The 24,888-nt window shown below is 50.4% G+C and carries 19 protein-coding genes; 11 read left to right on the top strand and 8 right to left on the bottom strand.

All coding sequences use genetic code 11. The annotated features are described in order from the left end of the window. Positions 1-52: 52 nt before the first annotated feature. Positions 53-310, bottom strand: a complete 258-nt coding sequence (locus D9741_RS16245) for a hypothetical protein (protein WP_240725949.1) — start codon at positions 308-310, stop codon at positions 53-55. 835 nt (positions 311-1,145) lie between these two features. Here D9741_RS16245 and mntR point away from each other — a divergent pair. Continuing rightward, complete coding sequence (gene mntR / locus D9741_RS16235) at positions 1,146-1,613, top strand: manganese-binding transcriptional regulator MntR (RefSeq protein WP_130214798.1); 468 nt, start codon at positions 1,146-1,148, stop codon at positions 1,611-1,613. Next, positions 1,610-2,728, top strand: coding sequence for an anion transporter (locus D9741_RS16230; RefSeq protein WP_130214796.1), 1,119 nt, complete (start codon positions 1,610-1,612; stop codon positions 2,726-2,728). Before mntR ends, D9741_RS16230 begins: the two co-directional genes overlap by 4 nt. Before the next feature lie 214 nt (positions 2,729-2,942). Here the strand turns inward: D9741_RS16230 and ldtB are convergent, their stop codons facing one another. Further along, positions 2,943-3,863 (bottom strand): L,D-transpeptidase, encoded by a 921-nt coding sequence (gene ldtB, locus D9741_RS16225; RefSeq protein ID WP_001056384.1) that lies wholly within the window; start codon positions 3,861-3,863, stop codon positions 2,943-2,945. Positions 3,864-4,081: 218 nt separating this feature from the next. Here ldtB and D9741_RS16220 point away from each other — a divergent pair, with 218 nt between their 5' ends. Next, positions 4,082-5,674, top strand: coding sequence for an ABC-F family ATPase (locus D9741_RS16220; RefSeq protein ID WP_130214794.1), 1,593 nt, complete (start codon positions 4,082-4,084; stop codon positions 5,672-5,674). Positions 5,675-5,895: 221 nt separating this feature from the next. Here the strand turns inward: D9741_RS16220 and D9741_RS16215 are convergent, their stop codons facing one another. The 4 genes from D9741_RS16215 to D9741_RS16200 form a co-directional block, all read right to left on the bottom strand. Beyond that, entirely contained in the window at positions 5,896-7,155 is a 1,260-nt protein-coding gene (locus D9741_RS16215) for a DUF1479 domain-containing protein (RefSeq protein ID WP_130214792.1), read from the bottom strand. A gap of 151 nt (positions 7,156-7,306) precedes the next feature. Continuing rightward, entirely contained in the window at positions 7,307-8,122 is an 816-nt protein-coding gene (ybiV, locus tag D9741_RS16210) for a sugar-phosphatase YbiV (protein WP_130214790.1), read from the bottom strand. 145 nt (positions 8,123-8,267) lie between these two features. Next, positions 8,268-10,700: a glycyl radical protein gene (locus D9741_RS16205; RefSeq protein ID WP_130214788.1), complete on the bottom strand. Its 2,433-nt coding sequence runs from the start codon at positions 10,698-10,700 to the stop codon at positions 8,268-8,270. Positions 10,701-10,705: 5 nt separating this feature from the next. Further along, a complete protein-coding gene (locus D9741_RS16200) occupies positions 10,706-11,605 on the bottom strand; it encodes a glycyl-radical enzyme activating protein (protein WP_130214786.1) in 900 nt (299 codons plus the stop codon). Positions 11,606-11,734: 129 nt separating this feature from the next. Here D9741_RS16200 and fsa point away from each other — a divergent pair, with 129 nt between their 5' ends. Further along, entirely contained in the window at positions 11,735-12,397 is a 663-nt protein-coding gene (gene fsa, locus D9741_RS16195) for a fructose-6-phosphate aldolase (RefSeq protein WP_130214784.1), read from the top strand. 188 nt (positions 12,398-12,585) lie between these two features. On the opposite strand, the gene moeB is transcribed toward fsa, so the two are convergent. Beyond that, positions 12,586-13,335: a molybdopterin-synthase adenylyltransferase MoeB gene (gene moeB, locus D9741_RS16190; protein WP_130214782.1), complete on the bottom strand. Its 750-nt coding sequence runs from the start codon at positions 13,333-13,335 to the stop codon at positions 12,586-12,588. Continuing rightward, positions 13,335-14,570: a molybdopterin molybdotransferase MoeA gene (gene moeA / locus D9741_RS16185; RefSeq protein ID WP_130214780.1), complete on the bottom strand. Its 1,236-nt coding sequence runs from the start codon at positions 14,568-14,570 to the stop codon at positions 13,335-13,337. Before moeA ends, moeB begins: the two co-directional genes overlap by 1 nt. 203 nt (positions 14,571-14,773) lie before the next feature. On the opposite strand from moeA, the gene iaaA reads away from it, so the two are divergent. From iaaA to D9741_RS16150, 7 genes are all read left to right on the top strand, one after another. After that, complete coding sequence (gene iaaA / locus D9741_RS16180) at positions 14,774-15,739, top strand: beta-aspartyl-peptidase (protein ID WP_130214778.1); 966 nt, start codon at positions 14,774-14,776, stop codon at positions 15,737-15,739. Next, entirely contained in the window at positions 15,726-17,597 is a 1,872-nt protein-coding gene (gene gsiA, locus D9741_RS16175; RefSeq protein WP_130214776.1) for a glutathione ABC transporter ATP-binding protein GsiA, read from the top strand. The genes iaaA and gsiA overlap by 14 nt, the downstream gene beginning before the upstream one ends. Before the next feature lie 19 nt (positions 17,598-17,616). Then, positions 17,617-19,155: a glutathione ABC transporter substrate-binding protein GsiB gene (gsiB, locus tag D9741_RS16170; RefSeq protein ID WP_130214774.1), complete on the top strand. Its 1,539-nt coding sequence runs from the start codon at positions 17,617-17,619 to the stop codon at positions 19,153-19,155. Between the two features lie 17 nt (positions 19,156-19,172). Next, entirely contained in the window at positions 19,173-20,093 is a 921-nt protein-coding gene (gene gsiC / locus D9741_RS16165) for a glutathione ABC transporter permease GsiC (protein WP_130214772.1), read from the top strand. Positions 20,094-20,095: 2 nt separating this feature from the next. Next, on the top strand, positions 20,096-21,007 hold the full coding sequence (gsiD, locus tag D9741_RS16160) for a glutathione ABC transporter permease GsiD (protein ID WP_130205171.1): 912 nt from the start codon (positions 20,096-20,098) through the stop codon (positions 21,005-21,007). A gap of 177 nt (positions 21,008-21,184) precedes the next feature. Further along, a complete protein-coding gene (locus tag D9741_RS16155; RefSeq protein ID WP_130214770.1) occupies positions 21,185-23,533 on the top strand; it encodes an EAL domain-containing protein in 2,349 nt (782 codons plus the stop codon). A gap of 7 nt (positions 23,534-23,540) precedes the next feature. Beyond that, entirely contained in the window at positions 23,541-24,869 is a 1,329-nt protein-coding gene (locus D9741_RS16150; RefSeq protein WP_130214768.1) for a GGDEF domain-containing protein, read from the top strand. Positions 24,870-24,888 lie beyond the last annotated feature (19 nt).

Here is a 24,888-nt window from a genome sequence, read left to right as displayed (position 1 = left end):
TATCCATGAAATAAATATTTAAGCCGAATTGATTATAATTCGGCAATTAACATTAGAAATCTTCAATATCGAATGAATTAATGTCAGCAGGTTTAGTCTGGGGACGTTTACCAACGAGATTTTCTGTTTCTCTGAAAAGGACATCTTCTGCCCCACCTCTTTCGCGGTGAGAGTCCTCTTTAATGTAAAGACGTTCTTGTTGCATACGAAGAATTGTTCTTTCAATTAGCTCATACAAATCGCATCCTGAGTGATTTAACTCTGTTAATAATGCCTTTAGGGCAAGCTCAGTTTGGTATCTGGTAGCCATTTGCAAATATCCTTAAGTGAAGGTTAATCTGGCTGCGGAATTGCTACAGCTTTTCTTCCGAAATCTTGAAGTCCACAACTCCTTTAGTTTGCAGATCAAGTGTGCAAGCATAAGTCATGGTCATTTTGGTATTGAAGCCATTGGTGAATTTGACCTTATCACCAATGAAGGTTAACTGGTTCTTTTTGCTATCTATTCGGTCATGTGAAAACATAGGATCTAACATTCCATCAGTCCATTAAATTCATATTTTACCAAACGTTCAATCAATGGTTTGCATTTGGTCACCGTATCGAGCAGGTTCTGATCAAAGTTTCTCTGAGTGTCTGTGTTAGAGCATACCTTCGTGGCCTCAGCTGCTTTATCGTCATCGCTATTGCCAACGAAGTACATGACTATCCCGGCAATAATAATCAGTATCAGGCAGCCTATTTAGCACCAAAGACCGGATCTTTAACGCCGCAGTGAAGGCAGGTTTTTGCAGAGGATAATACTTCTTTTTTGCATTCTTTGCATTTAGTGAGTGCCATAAACATGCCCTTATTAATTAAGCAGCTAGATGATAACCAGCTAAGCTGTGTGCTTACAAGGAACAAATGGCCATTGAGAAATACTGCTGGGAATAGCGGCAATGAAGATTGTGAGACATTTTTGCGACACTTAATGAATTGTATTATCTATAATCTGCCTATTCATGGGGTGTTTTGTGTATAACGAAAGCTATATTATATAGCTATTGCTAAAACGTTAAATTTTTGTGCCTTAGCAACTCTGGTTTACAATGTGTGCACGAAATGAGAACGCTATCCATGCGTCACCATAATGAGGAAGCACAATGAGTCGTCGCGCAGGTACGCCAACAGCAAAAAAAGTGACGCAGTTAGTGAACGTGGAAGAGCACGTTGAAGGATTCCGCCAGGTCAGAGAGGCACATCGCCGTGAACTTATCGACGATTACGTTGAGCTGATTTCTGACCTGATGATGGAGGTGGGAGAAGCGCGCCAGGTTGATATGGCCGCCCGTCTGGGAGTCTCTCAACCTACGGTGGCTAAAATGCTTAAGCGCCTGGCAACAATGGGATTGATTGAAATGATCCCCTGGCGTGGCGTGTTTTTAACGGCGGAAGGAGAGAAGCTGGCACAGGAAAGCCGCGAGCGGCATCAGATAGTTGAAAACTTCTTGCTGGTATTGGGCGTTAGCCCGGAAATCGCCCGTCGCGACGCGGAAGGTATGGAGCACCATGTCAGTGAAGAGACGCTGGACGCTTTTCGTTTGTTTACCCAGAAACACGGTGCCAAATGAGTCTGCCTTTTTTACGCATGCTGCAAGGCGATCGCTTTTTTCAGTTATTAATTCTCGTTGGCATCGGATTAAGTTTTTTCGTTCCTTTCACACCTAAGTCCTGGCCTGGCGCTATTGACTGGCACACCATCATCACCTTAAGTGGCCTGATGCTGCTGACCAAAGGCGTCGAGTTAAGCGGTTATTTTGATGTGCTTGGGCGCAAAATGGTGCGCCGTTTTGCTACTGAGCGTCGACTGGCGATGTTTATGGTGCTGGCAGCGGCGCTGCTTTCTACGTTTCTGACCAACGACGTCGCGCTGTTTATTGTTGTTCCGCTGACCATCACGCTAAAAAGACTGTGTGAGATCCCGGTTAATCGGCTGATTATTTTCGAGGCGTTGGCGGTGAATGCCGGATCGTTGCTGACGCCGATTGGCAATCCGCAAAATATCCTAATCTGGGGACGCTCTGATCTTTCGTTTGTCGGTTTTATTGCTCAAATGGCGCCGCTGGCTGGTGCGATGATGCTGACACTACTGCTGCTGTGTTGGTGTTGTTTCCCTGGAAAGGCGCTGCAATACCATACTGGTTCGCAGATGCCGGAGTGGAAACCGCGGCTGGTGTGGAGTTGTCTGGGGCTGTATATCGTCTTTCTTACGACGCTTGAGCTAAAACAAGAGCTGTGGGGGCTGGTGATTGTGGCGGCGGGCTTTGCGCTGCTGGCGCGTCGCGTGGTGCTGAGCGTGGACTGGACGTTGCTGCTGGTGTTTATGGCGATGTTTATCGACGTCCATTTACTGACCCAACTTCCGGTATTACAGGGCGTGTTGAGCAACGTGAGTCATTTATCTGCCCCTGGATTATGGCTGACGGCGATTGGTTTATCGCAGGTAATCAGTAACGTGCCGGGCACGATTTTGCTGCTCAATTATGTGCCACCGTCTTTACTACTGGCATGGGCGGTAAACGTAGGTGGCTTTGGTTTATTACCCGGATCGCTGGCAAATTTGATTGCGCTACGGATGGCGAACGATCGCCGTATCTGGTGGCGTTTCCATCTCTATTCAATACCGATGCTGTTGTGGGCGGCGCTGGTGGGATATGTTTTGTTGGTTATGATCCCGGCGGGGTAAGGTCGGGCAAATTAAAAAGGCGGGTTATTAGTCCGCCTCTGATTGTTGGTAATACGCGCTTTGTTTATGCCGGATGCGGCCTACAAAAACTTGCGGATTCAATATATTGCAGGTTCTGCGTAGGCCTGATAAGCGTAGCGCATCAGGCAATTATGTATTGCCATCAGCATCCTCAGGCGGATTATCACTCCGCCTTTTGCTTAAGTTTTAACGATTAATTCAGACGAACCGGCATCCCGGAACGGTTTTTAATCGCTTCATCCAGAACAACCTGATCAACGTCTGGCTGACCAGTCACTGTCTGCACGCTCTTCGTCAGAGTAATCGGTACAATTTCCTGACCTTCAAACTGGGCTTCAGTGGTAGACAGCGGGTTATGGACTTCAATATAACGGCTGCCGTCTGGCTCGGTAGTCGCTTTTACCGGCTCATCAATAAACTGCACGCGAGTACCGACTGGCACTTTCTCGAACAGGAATTTGATGTCTTCGTTACGCAGACGCACACAGCCATGACTTACACGCAGGCCGATACCGAAGTTAGCGTTGGTGCCGTGGATAGCATACAGGCGACCGATGTACAGTGCATACAGCCCCATCGGGTTATCCGGGCCAGCCGGAACGACAGCTGGAAGCGGTTCGCCTGCTGCGCGGTACTCGGCGTGCATTTTGGCGGTCGGTGTCCAGGTCGGGCCAGCTTTCTTACGCTCTACTTTGGTGGTCCAGTTGATAGGTGTGTCTTTACCTAACTGACCAATCCCGATCGGCAACACGATAACGGTGTTGGTCCCTTTCGGGTAGTAGTACAAACGCATCTCTGCGCTGTTAATGACGATACCTTCATGCACGGTATCTGGCAGGATCAACTGCTGTGGAATGTTCAGTACGGTGCCGCCTTTCGGCAGGAAGGTATCCACACCAGGGTTCGCTTCCATCATGTTGGAAAGACCCATCTGGTACTCGGCAGCAAAATACTCCAGCGGCTGAGTGTTACCTTCAGGGATAGTGATCACCTGATTCTGACCAACCAGGCGACTCCCGTCGGTTGGCAGAGGATAAGTTACCGCAGAGGCGGTACTGCAAAAGCCGACAACAGCGAAGGCCGCTGCGAATAATGTTTTCAATTTCATATTCATGTTAAGCGAGATTTAGTGCCTGGCAGGCCATTAGGTTGAGAATATTAGAGTATTGGAAGCGCATTATATGTTCATTCCAGCTAACAGTGAAATCAGATGTGTACTAAATCACATTTTTTGCCTTTGGGAAGAGTGTAGACCTTAAGCGGGGGACGGGATCTTCTTTCAGACTTATGGCATAATACGCGGTTTGTCATATATCTTTTCAGGATACGCCTGTGTTAGTTTCCAGTAACGTCACCATGCAGTTCGGCAGTAAGCCGTTGTTTGAAAACATTTCCGTCAAATTTGGCGGCGGCAACCGTTACGGCCTGATTGGCGCGAACGGTAGTGGTAAATCCACCTTTATGAAAATCCTCGGCGGCGACCTTGAGCCGACGCTGGGCAACGTTTCCCTCGATCCGAATGAGCGCATTGGTAAGCTGCGCCAGGATCAATTTGCCTTTGAAGAGTACACCGTGCTGGATACGGTGATCATGGGGCATAAAGAGTTGTGGGAAGTGAAGCAAGAGCGCGACCGCATCTATGCTTTGCCGGAAATGAGCGAAGAAGATGGCTACAAAGTGGCCGATCTGGAAGTGAAATACGGCGAAATGGACGGTTACTCTGCAGAATCGCGTGCGGGGGAATTGTTGCTTGGCGTCGGTATTCCACTGGAACAACACTACGGCCCGATGAGTGAAGTTGCTCCTGGCTGGAAACTGCGTGTGCTGCTGGCGCAGGCGCTGTTTGCTGACCCGGACATTCTCCTGCTCGACGAACCGACCAACAACCTGGACATCGACACCATTCGCTGGCTGGAGCAGGTGCTGAACGAGCGTGACAGCACTATGATCATCATTTCGCACGACCGTCACTTCCTCAACATGGTTTGTACTCACATGGCGGATCTGGACTACGGCGAACTGCGCGTTTATCCGGGCAACTACGATGAGTACATGACGGCCGCGACCCAGGCGCGTGAACGTCTGCTGGCTGATAACGCCAAGAAGAAAGCGCAGATTGCTGAGCTGCAATCCTTCGTTAGCCGCTTTAGCGCCAACGCCTCGAAATCTCGCCAGGCGACTTCGCGCGCGCGTCAGATTGATAAAATCAAACTGGAAGAGGTAAAAGCCTCCAGTCGTCAGAACCCGTTCATTCGTTTTGAACAGGATAAGAAACTGTTCCGTAACGCGCTGGAAGTGGAAGGTCTGACTAAAGGGTTTGATAACGGTCCGCTGTTTAAAAATCTCAACCTGCTGCTGGAAGTCGGTGAAAAACTTGCGGTACTCGGCACCAACGGCGTCGGTAAATCGACCCTGTTGAAAACGCTGGTGGGCGATCTGCAACCGGAAAGCGGCACCGTAAAATGGTCTGAGAACGCGCGCATTGGTTACTATGCCCAGGACCACGAATATGAGTTCGAAAATGATCTGACCGTGTTCGAATGGATGAGTCAGTGGAAGCAAGAAGGCGATGATGAGCAGGCGGTACGCAGCATTCTTGGTCGTTTACTGTTCAGCCAGGACGACATCAAAAAGCCTGCGAAAGTGCTTTCCGGTGGGGAAAAAGGGCGGATGCTGTTTGGTAAGTTAATGATGCAGAAGCCGAACATTCTGATCATGGACGAACCGACCAACCACCTGGATATGGAATCCATCGAGTCACTGAACATGGCGCTGGAACTGTATCAGGGTACGCTGATCTTTGTTTCTCACGACCGTGAGTTTGTAAGTTCACTGGCGACCCGCATTCTGGAAATCACCCCGGAACGCGTGATCGACTTTAGCGGTAATTACGAAGATTATCTGCGTAGCAGAGGGATCGAGTAAGTTATTGCCCGTCACCCCGATACAGTCGGGGTGACGGCTGCTGAGGACAAACGCAAGATTGCCTGATGCGCTACGCTTATCAGGCCTACGCAGTCCCTGCAATATATTGAATCTGCAAGACTTTGTAGGCCGCATTCGGCATGAACAAAGCGCACTTTGTCAGCAATCTGAGCAACATCGAACCTACTTCCTTAACCTCACTTCCAATAATCCATCAACTCTTACACGTCCATGCCCAGTGCGCGCTTACCGTGAATGTTCAGATCATCCAGCGTAAAGCGGTCTTCCCAGTTTGCTTCATAATCTTCCCGCGGGAAGTCGCCCGGTGATGCGCCTTTTTCCAGCGCCATTTTGACTTTGTGTGCATAAGCCCGATTTTTCTCGCACATTGGCGCAGCAGGGATATACATCACGTTGCCCCAACCCTGTTGATTGTCTACTGGCGCGACGGAGTGAATCACATCGCAGTGCCACCAGACGGAATCCCCTGCTGTTATCGCGGGAATGGATGTCAGCGCTTTAATCAGTAGCGGATGCCATTTCTCTGAAATGGGCAGAACTTTGCCAGGTGCAACCCCGCACAGTTCATCGTCCGGTACGTCATCCAGCAGCGGGCGCAATAAAACATACGCCATCGCTTCCGGGATAGGCACCACATGCAACAATCCCTGACCCGATAACATATCAGAGAGCGCAGTCCAGCCTTGAAACGTGCGGAACACTGAACATTTGGTCGTGTTATCCACCGTGTACTCTTCGACATCGGTCCGGTGTGCAGCATCCCAGGGATCGTAATCATCGAAATTACCATTGAACACATTGGCAAAAACGCGCTGATAAGCGGGTAATAACCACCGTTCCAGCGCACCAGAATCGGTATGTGCGCCCAGACCTTTAGATGTAGTACCTGGAGGACGACGACGGATCCTGTCCGGGTAAATCACACTGATATCAGGATCAAACCACTGCTTGCCGTTGCTTTCAGACTTCCACAGGCGGTTCAGGAAAGATTGCACAGCAGCCATATTTTCGCTCTGCCGCGCCTGCATCTGTGCTTGTGACCAGTAAATGGGATAGATTTCGGGACGAGAAGCCTCCAGTGAGCCGAAAAAACTGTCGCCAGGACCTTTATAAACATCATCAAAATGATTGATATCGAGATAATCGAGCATGGCATGATCCCACGCCAGCGCCTGCTCGCGAGGGAAATGACCTTTTATTACTGCACAGCCGCGACGTTTAATTTCATTGCGAGTGGTATCGCTTACTGTACCTGCGGCAATATCGCTATAAGAAACTTCTGGCCAAACCGGCAACCCTTGCGCTTTTAGGGCATCGATTTCAGCAACACGCGTTTCGATTTTTGCAGAGAGTGTATCGAAAACCTGTTGTACATCACCGAGCTGTTCCCGCAGCGCAGCTTTCATTTCTCGGATAGCCGCTTTCGCATCTGTGGGCAGCGTCTCACAGGAAAAAGTCATATCAACCTCTCATCTTTCGTTCGAAAGTAAAATGATTACGATTGATACTTTAAGTTAAAAATAAGTTAACGCAAGATAAAGATCTTGAGTCACCGCACAAAGCGAGCAAAAAGGCGAGAGGCCGAAGTGGTCACTCCGGCCCGGGGGAAAATCAACGATTGAAAGGAGCGATGTTATCCAGCACCGCCTGAATTACATTCAGCGCGCCTTCATGATTATTGTCATCCGTAGCGTAATGAGCGATTTGTTTAATACTTTCAGCAGCATTGCCCATTGCAAAAGAGTAATAAGCCATTTTTAACATTTCGGCGTCGTTACCGCTGTCACCAATTGCCACGATATTTTGCGGCGACAGATCCCAGCGTTTCAGTAACCGTGAAATACCGTTCGCTTTATGCAGGCCAGGTATAATCAGGTCAATAAACCCAAAACCACTGGTCACCGGTTTCATAATGCCGTCGAGTGCAATGTGCAGTTTGTCGATCACCAGTGGGATCTGTTCATCCGGCAGGTTCAGAGAAAATTTGAACAGTACGTCGTCAATGTCCTGGTAATCCTTTACAGGTTTCAGGCGATGGTAGTGTTTTGCCATCAATGCAACGAATGATTCCGGGGCATTTTCACTGATGTATGCACTTTGCAGACCACAGGCGACAAAATTCAGTTGTTTATCTTTCAATAACTCGCCAATAACAATCCGCGATTCATGTCGAGTCAGTTCGCCGTGAAAAAGCTGCTTGCCGTGTTCGTAAACCAGAGCGCCGTTTTCTGCAACAAAAGAGATTTCATCTTTTAGCTCAGGGAAGAAGGAAATGAGCTGGTAATACTGGTTACCGCTGGCGACAACGAACTCAATATCGCGCTTTTTCAGTTCCTGATATTGCGCCATAAAACGCTCATGATTGTACGTTTTGGCGTCGTTTAGAAAAGTACCGTCCATGTCTGTGACGATAACTTTTACGCTCATAAGAAGTGCTCCTGGCAATGAATGCAAACCGCCACAGTGTAATAACAATGTGACGCAGGGCACAAATTTATTTCGAATGTAATTGAGCGAGAAATTGATAGCGTGAATGATATGGCCCGGCGACGGTGGCCGCCGGGCGGAAGAGTTACAGCATATGTTCGGTACGGGCGATGATATCGTCCTGTGCGTCTGGAGAGAGCGCGGTGAAGAAGGCGGAATAGCCCGCGACACGCACCACCAGATCGCGGTATTGATCTGGATGTTTTTTCGCTTCCAGCAATGTTTCGCGGGAAACGATGTTGTACTGAATGTGCCAGCCTTTATGCACTTCGAAGAAGGTGCGCAGCAGGATCATCAGTTTCTGCTTGTCAGACTCGTTCTCCAGCGTCGCCGGGTTCAGTTTCTGGTTGAGCAACACACCGCCGAGAATCGCTGCGGTAGGCAGTTTACCCACCGAGCCAATGACCGCCGTTGGGCCGAGATGGTCGGTACCGGAGGCCGGGCTTGCGCCTTCTGCCAGCGGGGTATGCGCTTTACGTCCGTCCGGCGTTGCCATAGTTTGCGCGCCGAATGGTACGTTGGCGGAAATAGATGATGTACCTGCGTAATAATTGCCGCCAACCGGACCACGACCGTAGCGCGGGTTATGGTACTGCTTCAGTTCGTCGATATAGGTCTGATAAGCGCGAGCCAGCAGCGTATCGACGGTATCATCGTCGTTGCCGTACTTCGGCGCGCCGTTAATCAGACGCTGACGCAGCTGCTCGTGAGTCAGACCGTCGAAGTCTTCCGCCAGTGCGGCAGCCAATTGTTGCTGACCAATCGCGCCCTGTTCAAATACCAGTTTCTTCACTGCCGCCAGGCTGTTGCCGAGGTTAGCAATACCGACCTGTAAGCCAGATACCCAGTCATATTTCGCGCCGCCTTGCTTGATACTTTTCGCTCGCTCAATACAGTCATCCACCAGCGCCGAGCAGAGAATATCGTGCACGTTCTCTTCCAGCATGGTGTCGACCACATATTCGATTTCGATTGATTTGCGGGTGTAGTAACGGATTTGCGTATCCCATGCGTCCATTACTTCATCGAAGTTGTTGAAGTTACCCGCTGACAACGCTTTTTCTTGTGGCAGGAACACTTTGCCGCTGGTGGCATCACGACCGCCTTCCAGCGCCGCCAGCATTACGCGTGCGAAGTTGATAAAGCTCATGCCGGTGCAGCGATAGCCCCATTTACCGCCGACGGCGGTTTCGATACAACCAATCGCTGCGTAGTCGTAAGCGTCCTGCGGTTCAATACCGAGTTTAATAAATTCCGGAATCACGATTTCGTCGTTGTTAAACGCGGGCATCCCGAAGCCGCAGCGGATCACCTGCACACAGGCATCGAGGAAATCGTTGCTCATTCCCGCATGGTAACGCACGCTGAGGTTAGGCTGAGTCGAACGCAGGCGACCGCAGGATTCGAGGATCGCGTAAGAGAGTGGATTCACCGCATCCATCGGCTGACCATCAACCAGATTTTGCCCGCCAATGGTGACGTTCTGATACAGCGGACTTCCCGCAGAGGCTTTTGAGTGCGAGCCGGAGCGGATCTTGTTCACTTCCAGCAGTTTCAGCCAGCAGCTATGCAGCAATTCGATGGCGTGTTCGCGATCCAGTGTCTGGTTGAGTTCAACGTCGCGGCGATAGTACGGGTAGAGATACTGATCCATACGACCAAACGACACCGAGTGACCGTTAGATTCAATCTGCAAAATCAACTGGATGAAGTAGCACAGTTGCAGCGCCTGCCAGAAAGTTTGCGGCGGCTGGTGGGCGATGATGTCGCAGTTTTCTGCCATCGCCAGCAGTTCATCGCGACGACTTTCGCGGGATTCAGTGGCGGCCATTTCTCGCGCCAGAGCAGCGAAACGTTCAATGTGTTCACTGACTGCCACCAGCACGATATCAATCGCTTTCAGGAACTGCTCGCCGTGCAAATCTTCCAGCACTGTCAGGTTGATACGCGAGCGACGCTCTGCCACTTTCTCGCGCAGACCATCAAGCCCTTTTTCCAACAGCAGCGGGAAATTGACCGCCAGGTGCGCATCGCCGGAGGTCATATTGCCTTCCGCTTTGATGATGCCGGTTGCCAGCAGACCTTTTTGCTCATCGGTAAACATGCCATAGCAGCGATCCTGTACGGTCTGACCGCGCCACCACGGGCACACTTCATGCAGAACACGTTTGTTCTCTTCGCTCACCGCAAAACCAGCACCCGGACGATCCGCCAGATCATCAATCTCTTTTTCGATCCAGGAGACGGTATATTCCGGGAAGATCGGCGCGGCACGGACTTCACTGGCCTGGTTGCCGATGATTAACTCATCGTGTTTGATCCAGATGGTGCGATTAGCCAGGTGGTGCGCCAGCGCCAGCGCGCGACGTACCGGGATTGGCTTGTCGAGATGTTGTTGATACATCTCAGTATAGTGCTGTGCGCGCTCGGTACAGACCGGCGGTTTCACAATATGCACCAGCGCATTTTTGTGCGCTTTAATGCGGTCGCTGAGCGTGTCCAGTTTCAGTGTTGTCATGATTGTTATCCTCGTAAGGTCGCGGTTAACCCTTTCTGGCAGGCATACTGCTGGGCAAAGTCGAGCAGTTCTGGCGCATCAAGCGGTTTTTCCGGGGCGTCATAGGGCAGATTAAGTAAGTGATATTTGTTGATGCCCAGCGTGTGGTAGGGCAGGAAATGGATTTCGTTAACGTGCAGTTCACTGGCGGCAAAATCAGTAATGGCTTTCACACTGGCTTCATCGGCATTAAAGCCTTGAATCAGTGGCACGCGAATAATGATTTTTTTGCCCGCTGCGGCGAGTTTTTTCAGATTATCCAGCACTCTGGCGGCGCTGCCGTCAGTCCACTGTTTAAACGGCGCGTCGGCAACGTGTTTTAAATCGGCAAGAAACAGATCGATATAGGGCAGAGAAGGGGCGATATATTTCCACGGCACATGCAGACAGGTTTCTACCGCAGTATGAATACCGGCCTCGTGGCTGGCTTGCAGCAGCGCCGTCGCCATTTCCGGCTGCATAAACGGCTCACCACCGGAAAGCGTTAAGCCGCCGCCGCTGCGATCGTAAAACGGTTTATCGCGCAGAACGGTCGCCATGATCTCCTCAACGCTTTTCACTTCACCACACACGGTTAACGCCTGTGTCGGGCAGCAGTCGGTCAGCGCCGTCAGATGTTCAGGCGTTAACTTTTCCCTGTGAATGAGTAAACCATTCAGCGCGCGCTCAATCACTTCCGGCGCGGTCTTTGAGCATAGTTCGCAGCCTTCCAGGCACAGACGCGCGTCATATAGCAGGTCCTGCGTGCGGGCGCGGCTTTCCGGGTTCTGACACCAGCGGCAGCCCAGCGAGCACCCCTTAAGGAAAACTACCGTGCGGATACCGGGACCGTCGTGGGTCGAATAGCGCTGAATGTTGAAAATCATAGATGCCCCTCTTTTTCGTTCAAACATTAAAATACTTTCGAATGAAAGTTAGATTGATGTGCATCAACTGTTCAGAGAGTTTTTTCGTGATAGTCTGATTTCATACAAAAGTAGATTTAGAGGATGACTATGGAACTGTATCTGGATACTTCAGACGTCGCCGCAGTGAAGACGCTGGCTCGTGTTTTTCCGTTGGCGGGTGTGACCACTAATCCAAGTATTGTGGCAGCAGGTAAGAAGCCTCTGGAAGTTTTACTTCCTGAGTTACATGAGGCGATGGGCGGACAGGGGCGTTTGTTTGCCCAGGTCATGTCTACAACTGCTGAAGGTATGGTGAATGATGCGCGTAAACTGCGTTCTATTATTGCGGATATCGTGGTTAAAGTACCTGTGACTGCCGAGGGGCTGGCAGCGATTAAGCTATTAAAAGCGGAAGGGATTCCGACGCTGGGTACGGCGGTGTATGGTGCGGCGCAAGGGCTGCTGTCGGCGCTGGCGGGGGCAGAGTATGTTGCGCCTTACGTCAACCGAATTGATGCTCAGGGCGGAAGTGGTATTCAGACGGTGACCGACTTACACCAGTTACTGAAAATGCATGCGCCACAGGCGAAAGTGCTGGCAGCGAGTTTCAAAACCCCGCGTCAGGCGCTGGACTGCTTACTGGCAGGATGCGAATCAATCACACTGCCGCTGGATGTCGCGCAACAGATGATTAGCTATCCGGCAGTTGATGCCGCAGTGGCGAAGTTTGAGCAGGACTGGCAGGGGGCGTTTGGCAGAACGTCGATTTAACAGGGCGCTTGTCATCCTCATAAATTGCTGATGACGTGGCAGAGTGCACCGATGCCTGCCGCGTCTTATCAGGCCTGGAAATGTGTACCCGAACCGTAGGCCAGATAAGGCGTTCACGCCGCATCTGGCGTCAGGAGCAAATGCCTGATGCGACGCTTGCCGCATCTTATCAGGCCCGGAGCTGGCAATTAATGCCCGCACACCTCACACCCCGGATTACGCATCAGTTTCATTTCGCGAAACTGACAGGTCATCGCATCGTACATTACGATTTTCCCGCTGGCAGGTTTGCCATAACCTGCCAGCAGTTTGATCGCTTCCATTGCCTGCAACGAACCAATCACCCCAATCAACGGTGCCATTACGCCTGCTTCCACGCAGGTTAGCGCGTTCTCGCCAAACAAACGGCTAAGGCAGCGATAGCACGGCTCACCGTCCTGATAAGTAAAGACCGTGATTTGCCCTTCCATGCGAATAGCCGCGCCGGAAACCAGCGGCACCTTCGCGGCAAAACAGCCCGCGTTCAGTTGATTACGTACCGCAACGTTATCCGTACAGTCGAGCACCAGATTGTGTTCAGCAATCAACGCAGCCAGTTCAGCGTCATCAAGCAACGCGTTTATCGGCGTAATCGAGATATGTGGATTGATCCGCGCCAGGGCGTCACGGGCTGATTCTACCTTCGGTTGCCCGACCGTAGCATCACTGTGCAGCGTCTGGCGCTGCAAATTTGAGAGCGAAACCGTGTCGAAGTCGAGCAGCGTCAGGTTACCGACGCCCGCGCTTGCCAGATACTGCGAGGCCGCACAACCGAGGCCGCCCAGACCAACCACCAGCACGCGGGAATCTTTCAATGCCTCCTGGCCGTCAAAATCAAAACCCCGCAGGATGATTTGCCGATTGTAGCGCAGCATCTCCTGATCGCTGAGTTCCGCCATTACAGGCCTCCGAACAACGCGTTAAATGGCTCGACTTCCACCCATTCGCCCGCTTCAACATTGCCGCGATCGCGCTCCAGCACGATAAAGCAGTTGCCGAGGCTAAAGGAGCTAAATATATGTGAACCCTGATGCCCGGTGGTCGTGACTTCCAGCTCGCCGTCGGCGTTGCGTTGCAGCACGCCGCGCTGGAAATCAAGACGTCCAGGGGATTTCTTGAGACGCGATGCCGTGCGTACGCGCTGACGGGCGGGCAGGCCACTGGCGGTATTGCCGCTTAATTTGGCCAGCAAAGGTTGTACCAATTGATAGAAGGTCAGCGTTGCAGAAACTGGATTGCCCGGCAGGCCGCAGAACCAGCTATTAGAGAGTTTACCAAACGCGAACGGTTTACCCGGTTTAATCGCCAGTTTCCAGAAAGCAATTTCGCCCAGTTCTTCGAGAATGGTTTTGGTGTAATCCGCCTCACCAACCGAAACACCACCGGAACTGATCACCACATCCGCCTGGCTGTCGGCTTCAATAAATGCGGCGCGCAGGGCATGTGGATCGTCGCGAATAATCCCTAAGTTGATTACTTCACAACCCAGCTGTTCTAACATCAAATGCACCGCGAGGCGGTTGGTATCGTAAATTTGCCCATCGCCCAGAGGCTGACCGGGTAACTGCAACTCATCACCCGTGGAAAATAGCGCCACTCGCACTTTACGAATCACCGGAACGTCGGCAATCCCTAGCGAAGCAATCACTGGCAGTTCAGCGGTAGTCAGGCGAGTTCCCGCCGGGAAAACAACCGCGCCCGCAGAGATATCTTCACCGCGACGGCGAATATTTTGCCCGCTATGCACTTCAGCGGTAAAACGTACGCCATTGTCCGTTAGTTCAGTCTGTTCCTGCATGACCACTGCTTCGCAGCCTTCCGGTACTGGTGCGCCAGTCATAATGCGGATGCAGGTGCCAGCGGGCCACTCGCCATGATAAGGCTGACCGGCAAACGACTTCCCGGCAACGGGCAGCGGTTGCCCGGAGGTGATATCGGCCAAACGTACCGCGTAACCGTCCATTGCGGAGTTATCAAACCCTGGGACATCCAGCGGCGAAACCACATCGCTCGCCAGAATACGACCAAAACACTGTACCAGTGGTAGCGTTTCCTGGGCGGTCAGTGGGGTAACGCGAGAAAGCATCTCATTAAGCGCGGTGTCGAGCGACATCAATCCGGTGGTAAATTCCATGAAAACACTCCTGCGGAGGCAAAATCGAATTTGCCTATTATGTCAGAAAAACGCCACAGACTGTATGCCACCTCGGTCGTAGAGCAGACACTCGCCTTTACATGCCATATACATCTTTCTATATTCAAAAATTGAATGAGTAATTCATAAAAATTCTGATATTTATAGCAAAAGTGGCGAGCCACCCTTAATGGACGAAGACTATGGGCAAAGCAGTCATTGCAATCCACGGCGGCGCAGGCGCAATTAGCCGCGCACAGATGAGTCTGCAACAGGAATTACGCTACATTGAGGCGCTGTCTGCCATTGTTGAAACCGGACAGCAAATGCTCGAAGCGGGTGAAAGCGCGCTGGATGTGGTGACAGAAGCGGTGCGCTTGCTGGAAGAGTGTCCGCTCTTTAACGCCGGAATTGGCGCCGTCTTTACGCGTGATGAAACGCATGAACTGGACGCCTGCGTGATGGATGGCAACACACTGAAAGCGGGGGCGGTGGCGGGCATTAGTCATCTGCGTAATCCGGTTCTTGCCGCCCGGCTGGTGATGGAGCAAAGCCCGCATGTGATGATGATTGGCGAGGGGGCGGAAAACTTTGCTTTTTCTCATGGCATGGAGCGCGTCTCGCCGGAGATTTTCTCTACGCCTTTGCGTTATGAACAGCTGCTGGCGGCGCGTGAGTGTGGGGAAACCGTCCTCGACCATAGCGGCGCTCCGCTGGATGAAAAACAAAAAATGGGTACGGTGGGGGCCGTGGCGTTGGATTTAGACGGCAATCTGGCAGCCGCCACGTCCACGGGCGGAATGACCAATAAATTACCCGGACGAGTGGGCGATAGTCCCTTAGTGGGTGCCGGATGCTACGCCAATAACGCCAGTGTGGCGGTTTCTTGTACCGGTACGGGCGAAGTCTTCATCCGCGCGCTGGCGGCGTATGACATCGGCGCGTTAATGGATTATGGCGGTCTAAGCCTCGCGGAAGCCTGCGAGCGGGTGGTGATGGAAAAACTCCCTGCGCTTGGCGGCAGCGGTGGCTTAATCGCTATCGACCACGAAGGTAACGTCGCACTACCGTTTAACACCGAAGGAATGTATCGCGCCTGGGGCTACGCAGGCGATACACCAACCACTGGTATCTACCGCGAAAAAGGGGACACCGTTGCCACACAGTGATGAACTTGATGCCGGTGATGTCCTGGCGGTCGATAATCTCAACATTGCCTTTATGCAGGACCAGCAGAAAGTGGCTGCGGTGCGCAATCTTTCTTTTCGGCTGCGACGCGGTGAGACGCTGGCCATTGTCGGGGAATCCGGCTCCGGTAAGTCAGTGACTGCACTGGCATTGATGCGCCTGTTGGAACAAGCAGGCGGCCTGGTGCAGTGCGATAAAATGCTGTTGCGGCGACGCAGTCGTGAAGTGATTGAGCTTAACGAGCAGAGTGCCAGGCAAATACAGCATGTGCGCGGCGCAGATATCGCGATGATTTTTCAGGAGCCGATGACGTCGCTGAATCCGGTATTTACTGTGGGTGAGCAGATTGCCGAGTCTATCCGTTTGCATCAAAACGCCAGTCGTGAACAGGCGATGGTAGAGGCGAAGCGGATGCTGGATCAGGTTCGCATCCCGGAAGCCCAAACCATTCTTTCGCGTTATCCGCATCAACTCTCCGGCGGGATGCGCCAGCGAGTGATGATTGCAATGGCGCTGTCATGTCGCCCGGCGGTGCTGATTGCGGATGAACCGACCACCGCACTGGATGTCACCATTCAGGCGCAGATCCTGCAATTAATCAAAGTATTGCAAAAAGAGATGTCGATGGGCGTCATCTTTATCACTCACGACATGGGCGTGGTGGCAGAGATTGCCGATCGGGTGCTGGTGATGTATCAGGGCGAAGCGGTCGAAACGGGCAGCGTTGAAGAGATTTTTCATGCGCCACAGCATCCTTATACCCGCGCGCTGTTGGCTGCCGTGCCGCAGTTGGGGGCGATGAAAGGGCAAGATTATCCTCGCCGTTTCCCGCTGATATCGCTTGAAGATCCGGCTAAACAGGAACGACCTGTCGAGCAGAAAACGGTGGTTGATGGCGACCCTGTTTTACAGGTGCGTAATCTGGTGACCCGTTTCCCTTTACGTAGTGGCTTACTGAATCGCGTTACGCGAGAAGTGCATGCGGTTGAGAAGGTCAGTTTTGATCTCTGGCCGGGCGAAACGTTGTCGCTGGTGGGAGAGTCCGGGAGTGGCAAATCAACCACCGGTAGGGCGTTGCTGCGCCTGGTTGAATCCCAGGGCGGCGAAATCATCTTCAAAGGGCAGCGAATCGATACCCTTTCACCAGGCAAACTTCAGGCATTGCGTCGCGACATCCAGTTTATTTTTCAGGATCCTTACGCCTCGCTGGATCCACGACAGACCATTGGTGATTCGATTGTTGAACCGCTGCGCGTACACGGTTTATTGCAAGGTAAAGAAGCTGCTGCACGCGTTGCGTGGTTGCTGGAACGCGTTGGCCTGTTACCTGAACATGCGTGGCGTTACCCGCATGAGTTTTCCGGTGGTCAGCGTCAGCGCATCTGCATTGCTCGCGCGTTGGCATTGAATCCAAAAGTGATCATTGCCGATGAAGCCGTCTCGGCGCTGGATGTTTCTATCCGTGGGCAAATCATCAACTTGTTGCTCGATCTCCAGCGTGATTTGGGCATCGCCTTTCTGTTTATCTCCCACGATATGGCCGTGGTGGAGCGGATTAGTCATCGTGTGGCGGTGATGTATCTCGGGCAAATCGTTGAAATTGGTCCACGGCGCGCGGTCTTTGAAAATCCGCAGCACCCTTATACACGTAAATTACTGGCGGCAGTTCCGGTCGCTGAACCGTCCCGACTACGACCGCGGCGCGTGCTGCTGTCGGATGATCTTCCCAGCAATATTCATCTGCGTGGCGAAGATGTTGCCGCCGTCTCGTTGCAATGCGTCGGGCCGGGGCATTACGTCGCACAACCACAATCAGAGTACGCATTTTTGCGTAGATAACATTCAGGCGGAGAATAAAATGGCAAGAGCTGTACACCGAAGTGGGTTAGTGGCGCTGAGCATTGCCGCAGCGTTGATGGCACCTTGTGCATTCGCTGCCAAAGATGTGGTTGTGGCAGTGGGATCGAACTTCACTACGCTCGATCCATATGACGCGAATGACACGTTATCTCAGGCCGTAGCGAAATCTTTTTATCAGGGGCTGTTCGGTCTGGATAAAGAGATGAAACTGAAAAACGTGCTGGCGGAGAGTTATACCGTTTCTGATGACGGCCTCACTTACACCGTGAAATTGCGCGAAGGGATTAAGTTCCAGGATGGCACCGACTTTAACGCCGCAGCCGTCAAAGCGAATCTGGACCGAGCCAGCGATCCGGCAAATCATTTAAAACGCTATAACCTGTACAAAAATATTGCCAAAACTGAAGCGGTCGATCCGACAACGGTAAAGATTACGCTCAAGCAACCGTTCTCCGCGTTTATTAACATCCTCGCTCACCCGGCGACCGCGATGATTTCACCGGCGGCGCTGGAAAAATATGGCAAGGAGATTGGTTTTCATCCGGTCGGAACTGGACCGTATGAACTGGATACCTGGAACCAGACCGATTTTGTGAAGGTTAAAAAATTCGCGGGTTACTGGCAGCCAGGCTTGCCCAAACTGGACAGCATCACCTGGCGTCCGGTGGCGGACAACAATACCCGCGCGGCAATGCTGCAAACCGGTGAAGCGCAGTTTGCTTTCCCCATCCCTTATGAACAAGCTGCGCTACTGGACAAGAACAAAAATATCGAGCTGATGGCCAGCCCGTCGATTATGCAGCGTTATATCAGTATGAACGTGACGCAGAAACCATTTGATAACCCAAAAGTGCGTGAGGCGCTGAATTACGCCATCAACCGTCAGGCACTGGTGAAAGTGGCCTTCGCGGGGTATGCAGTTCCTTCCACTGGTGTGGTGCCACCGAGTATTGCCTACGCGCAAAGTTATAAACCGTGGCCTTACGATCCGGCTAAAGCGCGCGAACTATTAAAAGAGGCGGGATATCCCAACGGTTTCAGTACCACATTGTGGTCATCACATAATCACAGTACCGCGCAGAAAGTGCTGCAATTTACCCAGCAACAGCTAGCGCAGGTGGGGATTAAAGCCCAGGTGACGGCGATGGATGCCGGGCAGCGGGCGGCAGAAGTTGAAGGTAAAGGGCAAAAAGAGAGCGGCGTGCGAATGTTCTATACTGGCTGGTCGGCCTCGACCGGTGAAGCTGACTGGGCGCTATCGCCGCTGTTCGCCTCGCAGAACTGGCCGCCGACGCTGTTTAATACTGCGTTTTACAGCAATAAGCAGGTGGATGACGAGCTTGCCCAGGCGCTGAAAACCAACGATCCGACGGAAAAGGCGCGCTTGTATAAGGCGGCGCAGGATACCATCTGGCAAGAGTCGCCGTGGATCCCGCTGGTGGTAGAAAAACTGGTGTCGGCACACAGCAAAAAACTGAGTGGTTTTTGGATTATGCCAGACACTGGCTTTAGCTTTGAAGATGCGGATTTGCAATAAGCAACGCAGGGAGAGGAATGCTTAATTACGTTATCAAACGCTTGCTGGGGCTGATTCCGACGCTGTTTATTGTCTCGGTGCTGGTGTTTTTGTTTGTCCATATGCTACCCGGCGACCCGGCGCGATTGATTGCCGGTCCAGAAGCCGATGCGCAGGTCATCGAACTGGTGCGTCAGCAACTGGGGCTGGATCAGCCGCTGTATCACCAGTTCTGGCACTATATCAGCAATGCCGTGCAGGGGGATTTTGGTCTGTCGATGGTGTCGCGTCGTCCGGTTGCCGAGGAGATCGCCAGCCGTTTCATGCCTACGCTGTGGTTGACCATTACCAGTATGACATGGGCGGTGCTGTTCGGCATGGCGGCGGGTATTATCGCCGCCGTCTGGCGTAACCGTTGGCCGGATCGATTAAGTATGACCATCGCGGTATCAGGGATTTCATTTCCGGCATTTGCGCTCGGCATACTGCTGATTCAGGTTTTCTCTGTTGAACTGGGCTGGTTGCCTACCGTAGGTGCAGACAGTTGGCAGCACTACATATTACCTTCTCTGACGCTCGGCGCGGCGGTGGCGGCAGTGATGGCGCGTTTTACCCGCGCCTCGTTTGTTGACGTTTTAAATGAAGATTATATGCGTACCGCGAGGGCGAAAGGGGTAAGCGAAACCTGGGTTGTCCTCAAGCATGGTTTACGCAACGCCATGATCCCGGTGGTCACCATGATGGGATTGCAGTTTGGCTTTTTGCTCGGTGGCTCTATCGTGGTGGAGAAAGTATTTAACTGGCCCGGACTTGGGCGTTTACTGGTCGATTCGGTAGAAATGCGTGATTACCCGGTGATTCAGGCAGAAATTCTGCTCTTCTCGCTGGAGTTTATTCTTATCAACTTAGTGGTGGATGTGCTTTATGCCGCCATTAACCCGGCTATCAGGTACAAGTAAGGATGCGACTATTTAACTGGCGACGCCAGGCGGTGTTAAACGCTATGCCACTGGTAAAACCTGACCAGGTACGTACACCGTGGCATGAATTCTGGCGACGTTTTCGCCGTCAGCATATGGCGATGGCCGCCGCACTGTTCGTCATTTTGCTGATTGTGGTGGCAATTTTTGCCCGTTGGATCGCCCCCTATGATGCCGAAAATTTTTTCGATTATGACAACCTGAATAACGGCCCTTCTTTGCAACACTGGTTTGGTGTCGACTCGCTGGGGCGTGATATTTTCAGCCGTGTCCTGGTCGGCGCGCAAATCTCGCTGGCGGCGGGTGTGTTTGCTGTCTTTATTGGCGCGGCGATCGGTACGCTATTGGGTTTACTGGCGGGATATTACGAAGGCTGGTGGGACCGATTGATTATGCGTATTTGCGATGTGCTGTTTGCTTTCCCTGGCATATTACTGGCGATTGCTGTCGTTGCGGTGTTAGGAAGCGGTATTGCCAACGTAATTATCGCAGTCGCCATCTTTTCCATTCCGGCTTTTGCCCGTCTGGTGCGCGGCAACACGCTGGTGTTGAAACAGCAAACTTTTATTGAATCGGCGCGCAGTATTGGTGCCAGCGACATGACCATCTTGTTGCGCCATATCTTGCCCGGGACTGTCTCTTCCATTGTCGTCTTTTTCACAATGCGTATTGGCACTTCGATCATCTCGGCTGCCAGCCTTTCATTTCTTGGCCTGGGGGCGCAGCCGCCGACACCAGAATGGGGGGCTATGCTCAATGAAGCGCGAGCGGATATGGTCATCGCGCCGCATGTGGCGGTTTTCCCGGCACTCGCTATCTTCCTTACCGTGCTGGCTTTCAACTTGCTGGGCGATGGCTTACGCGACGCGCTGGACCCGAAAATTAAAGCATAGCCACGGCAGAATATTGCTTAAAAATGTAATGGCGTCATAGGAAATTATTGCTATACGCAAATGTTGTAACTTTCTGCCGATTTTGTAGAATCAGGTAATTGGGTAAATATGCTGCTGTAAAAGTCTATTTATGCAGCGAAGTAGCGTACTGATAGTTATTTTGTTACGTGTATTAACATGCTTAGTTTATACGAAAAAATAAAGATAAGACTGATTATTTTATTTTTGTTGGCTACGCTGTCATTTATTGGTCTTTTTTTCATCATTAACTATCAGTTGGTATCGGAAAGGGCGGTAAAACGTGCCGATAGCCGCTTTGAACTTATTCAAAAAAATGTAGGTTATTTTTTTAAAGATATTGAGCGTGCTGCCTTAACGTTAAAGGATTCGCTGTATTTATTGAAAAACAGTGAGGAGATTAAACGTGCCGTCATTCTGAAAATGGAAATGATGCCATTTCTGGATACGGTAGGATTGGTGCTGGATGATGATAAATATTATCTCTTTACCCGTCGGGCGAATGATAAAATCATTGTTTACCATCAGGAAAAAGTAAATGGGCCACTTGTCGATGAGGCAGGACGCGTCATCTTTGCCGACTTTAACCCGTCCCAGCGGCCCTGGTCGGTGGCATCAGACGACTCGGGTAGTAGCTGGAATCCGGCCTACAACTGCTTTGATCGGCCAGGGAAAAAGTGTATCTCTTTTACTCTACGAATTAATGGCAAAGACCGTGACTTACTGGCGGTTAACAAAATTCATGTTGACTTAAACTGGCGCTATCTGAATGAATATCTTGATCAAATCAGTTCGACTGATGAAGTGCTGTTTTTGAAACAAGGCCATGAGATCATCGCCAAAAACCAACTCGCCCGTGAAAAACTGATTATTTATAATAGCGAAGGAAACTATAACATTATTGATTCTTTCGACACGGAATATATCGCAAGAACATCAGAAGTTCCAAATAACGCGTTGTTCGAAATATATTTTTATTATCCCACAGGTAATTTATTTAACGCATCGGATAAACTCTTTTATCTACCATTTGCATTTATTATTATCGTATTGCTGTTGGTTTACTTAATGACCACGCGTGTGTTTCGTCGACAATTTTCCGAAATGACAGAACTGGTCAATACGCTGGAGTTTTTGCCCGATTCTACTGAACAAATGCAGGCGCTGAAAATCCGTGAAGGCGATGCGAAAGAGATTATCAGTATCAAAAATTCCATAGCGGAAATGAAAGATGCCGAAGTTGAACGTTCGAATAAACTGCTCTCGCTAATCTCCTACGATCAGGAGAGTGGATTTATCAAAAACATGGCGATTATTGAATCTAATAATAGCCAGTATCTGGCTGTCGGGATCATCAAACTGTGCGGGCTGGAAGCTGTCGAAGCTGTGTTTGGCGTCGAGGAACGCAATAAAATCGTCAGGAAACTGTGTCAGCGAATTGCCGAGAAATATGCGCAATGCTGCGATATAGTGACATTCAATGCCGATCTCTATTTATTATTATGCCGGGAAAATGTACAGACCTTTACCCGCAAAATAGCGATGGTAAATGATTTCGACAGCAGCTTTGGTTATCGTAATCTGCGTATACACAAATCTGCCATTTGTGAACCGTTGAAGGGTGAAAACGCCTGGAGTTATGCCGAAAAGCTGAAACTGGCGATTTCCAGTGTCCGTGACCATATGTTCTCTGAGTTTATTTTCTGTGATGACGCGAAACTCAACGAAATTGAAGAGAATATCTGGATTGCGCGTAATATTCGCCATGCAATGGAAATAGGCGAACTATTTTTAGTCTATCAACCGATTGTTGATATGAAAACCAGAGACATTGTCGGCGCAGAAGCATTATGCCGCTGGATCTCTGCGGAACGAGGAATAATCTCACCGCTGAAGTTTGTTACGATTGCTGAAGATATTGGGTTTATCAATGAGCTTGGCTATCAAATTATTAAAACCGCAATGCGTGAATTCAGGCATTTTAGCCAGCGTGCGGCCCTGAAGGACGGTTTCTTACTGCATATTAATGTTTCGCCCTGGCAGCTAAACGAACCACACTTTCATGAGCATTTTACAACTATCATGAAAGAGCATGATCTGCAGGCAAATAGCATCTGTATTGAGATCACTGAAACAGTGATCGAACGAATTAATGAACATTTTTATCTCAATATTGCACAACTGCGTAAACAAGGGGTAGGGATATCGATTGATGACTTTGGCACAGGGCTGTCAAACCTGAAACGTTTTTATGAAATTAACCCTGACAGCATAAAAGTAGATTCACAATTTACCGGCGATATTTTCGGCACCGCGGGAAAAATTGTACGCATTATCTTCGACCTGGCACGCTATAACCAGATTCCGGTGATTGCAGAAGGCGTTGAGAGCGAAGAGGTTGCGCGTGAATTAATGAAATTAGGCTGTGTTCAGGCCCAAGGGTATCTGTACCAGAAGCCTATGCCATTCTCTGCCTGGGATAAAAGTGGAAAGTTAGTAAAAGAGTAGTTTAGGTATGTCCAGAATCAATAAATTCGTACTTACAGTCAGTCTGCTGATTTTTATTATGATTTCGGCAGTTGCCTGCGGGATCTACACTCAAATGGTGAAAGAACGGGTGTATGGCCTGAAACAGTCCGTTATTGATACTGCTTTTGCGGTGGCAAATATTGCTGAATATCGGCGTAGTGTGGCAATTGATCTCATCAATACGCTAAATCCTACGGAAGAACAATTGCTGGTTGGCTTACGCACAGCCTATGCCGATTCGATTTCTCCTTCTTATTTGTATGATGTTGGGCCTTATCTGATTTCCAGTGATGAATGTATTCAGGTAAAGGAGTACGAGAATAACTATTGTACAAATATCATGCAGGTGGTTAAGTATTTGCATGTTAAGAATACGGGGTTTATCTCTTTTGACGGTAAAACCTTCGTCTATTATCTCTACCCGGTTAGCCATAATCGCAGTCTGATATTTTTGCTTGGGCTGGAGCGCTTTTCTTTACTGTCAAAATCACTGGCAATGGACAGCGATAACCTGATGTTCTCACTTTTTAAGAATGGCAAACCGGTTACTGGTGATGAATATAACGCCAAAAACGCCATCTTCACTGTTTCGGAAGCGATGGAGCACTTCTCCTATTTACCGACAGGATTGTATGTGTTTGCCTATAAAAAAGACGTTTATTTTCAGGTATGTACGTTGATCATCTTCTTTGCCGCATTGGTGGCAGCTATATCAGGGGCCAGCTGCCTCTATCTGGTACGCAGAGTGATCAATCGGGGCATTGTTGAAAAAGAAGCCATTATTAATAACCATTTTGACCGCGTGCTGGACGGTGGGCTTTTCTTCTCGGCGGCGGATGTCAAAAAACTCTACAGCATGTATAACTCAGCATTTCTTGACGACCTGACCAAAGCGATGGGCAGAAAATCCTTTGACGAAGACTTAAAAGCCTTGCCGGAAAAAGGCGGATATTTGTGCCTGTTTGACGTCGATAAATTCAAGAACATTAACGACACCTTCGGCCATTTGTTGGGCGATGAAGTGTTGATTAAGGTTGTGAAAATCCTTAAATCACAAATTCCGGTGGATAAAGGCAAAGTCTATCGTTTTGGCGGCGACGAATTTGCGGTGATTTATACAGGTGGAACGCTGGAAGAGTTGCTATCGATATTAAAAGAAATCGTTCATTTCCAGGTGGGGAGCATTAATTTAAGCACCAGCATCGGCGTAGCACATTCAAATGAATGTACCACCGTTGAACGGCTGAAAATGCTGGCAGATGAGCGACTGTATAAGAGCAAGAAAAACGGCAGGGCGCAGATTAGCTGGCAATAATGTTTATTAGCAGGCCGGG

Source organism: Escherichia sp. E14V7, from assembly GCF_004212225.1.
Classification (GTDB): Bacteria; Pseudomonadota; Gammaproteobacteria; order Enterobacterales; family Enterobacteriaceae; genus Escherichia.
This window is presented reverse-complemented; position numbering and strand designations above follow the sequence as displayed.

What these genes read in the sequence shown, in the direction of transcription:
- D9741_RS16245 (WP_240725949.1), bottom strand. Translation starts at nt 310, where the DNA reads ATGGCTACCAGATACCAAACTGAGCTTGCCCTAAAGGCATTATTAACA.
- mntR (WP_130214798.1), top strand. Translation starts at nt 1,146, where the DNA reads ATGAGTCGTCGCGCAGGTACGCCAACAGCAAAAAAAGTGACGCAGTTA.
- D9741_RS16230 (WP_130214796.1), top strand. Translation starts at nt 1,610, where the DNA reads ATGAGTCTGCCTTTTTTACGCATGCTGCAAGGCGATCGCTTTTTTCAG.
- ldtB (WP_001056384.1), bottom strand. Translation starts at nt 3,863, where the DNA reads ATGAATATGAAATTGAAAACATTATTCGCAGCGGCCTTCGCTGTTGTC.
- D9741_RS16215 (WP_130214792.1), bottom strand. Translation starts at nt 7,155, where the DNA reads ATGACTTTTTCCTGTGAGACGCTGCCCACAGATGCGAAAGCGGCTATC.
- ybiV (WP_130214790.1), bottom strand. Translation starts at nt 8,122, where the DNA reads ATGAGCGTAAAAGTTATCGTCACAGACATGGACGGTACTTTTCTAAAC.
- D9741_RS16205 (WP_130214788.1), bottom strand. Translation starts at nt 10,700, where the DNA reads ATGACAACACTGAAACTGGACACGCTCAGCGACCGCATTAAAGCGCAC.
- D9741_RS16200 (WP_130214786.1), bottom strand. Translation starts at nt 11,605, where the DNA reads ATGATTTTCAACATTCAGCGCTATTCGACCCACGACGGTCCCGGTATC.
- fsa (WP_130214784.1), top strand. Translation starts at nt 11,735, where the DNA reads ATGGAACTGTATCTGGATACTTCAGACGTCGCCGCAGTGAAGACGCTG.
- moeB (WP_130214782.1), bottom strand. Translation starts at nt 13,335, where the DNA reads ATGGCGGAACTCAGCGATCAGGAGATGCTGCGCTACAATCGGCAAATC.
- moeA (WP_130214780.1), bottom strand. Translation starts at nt 14,570, where the DNA reads ATGGAATTTACCACCGGATTGATGTCGCTCGACACCGCGCTTAATGAG.
- iaaA (WP_130214778.1), top strand. Translation starts at nt 14,774, where the DNA reads ATGGGCAAAGCAGTCATTGCAATCCACGGCGGCGCAGGCGCAATTAGC.
- gsiB (WP_130214774.1), top strand. Translation starts at nt 17,617, where the DNA reads ATGGCAAGAGCTGTACACCGAAGTGGGTTAGTGGCGCTGAGCATTGCC.
- gsiC (WP_130214772.1), top strand. Translation starts at nt 19,173, where the DNA reads ATGCTTAATTACGTTATCAAACGCTTGCTGGGGCTGATTCCGACGCTG.
- gsiD (WP_130205171.1), top strand. Translation starts at nt 20,096, where the DNA reads ATGCGACTATTTAACTGGCGACGCCAGGCGGTGTTAAACGCTATGCCA.
- D9741_RS16155 (WP_130214770.1), top strand. Translation starts at nt 21,185, where the DNA reads ATGCTTAGTTTATACGAAAAAATAAAGATAAGACTGATTATTTTATTT.
- D9741_RS16150 (WP_130214768.1), top strand. Translation starts at nt 23,541, where the DNA reads ATGTCCAGAATCAATAAATTCGTACTTACAGTCAGTCTGCTGATTTTT.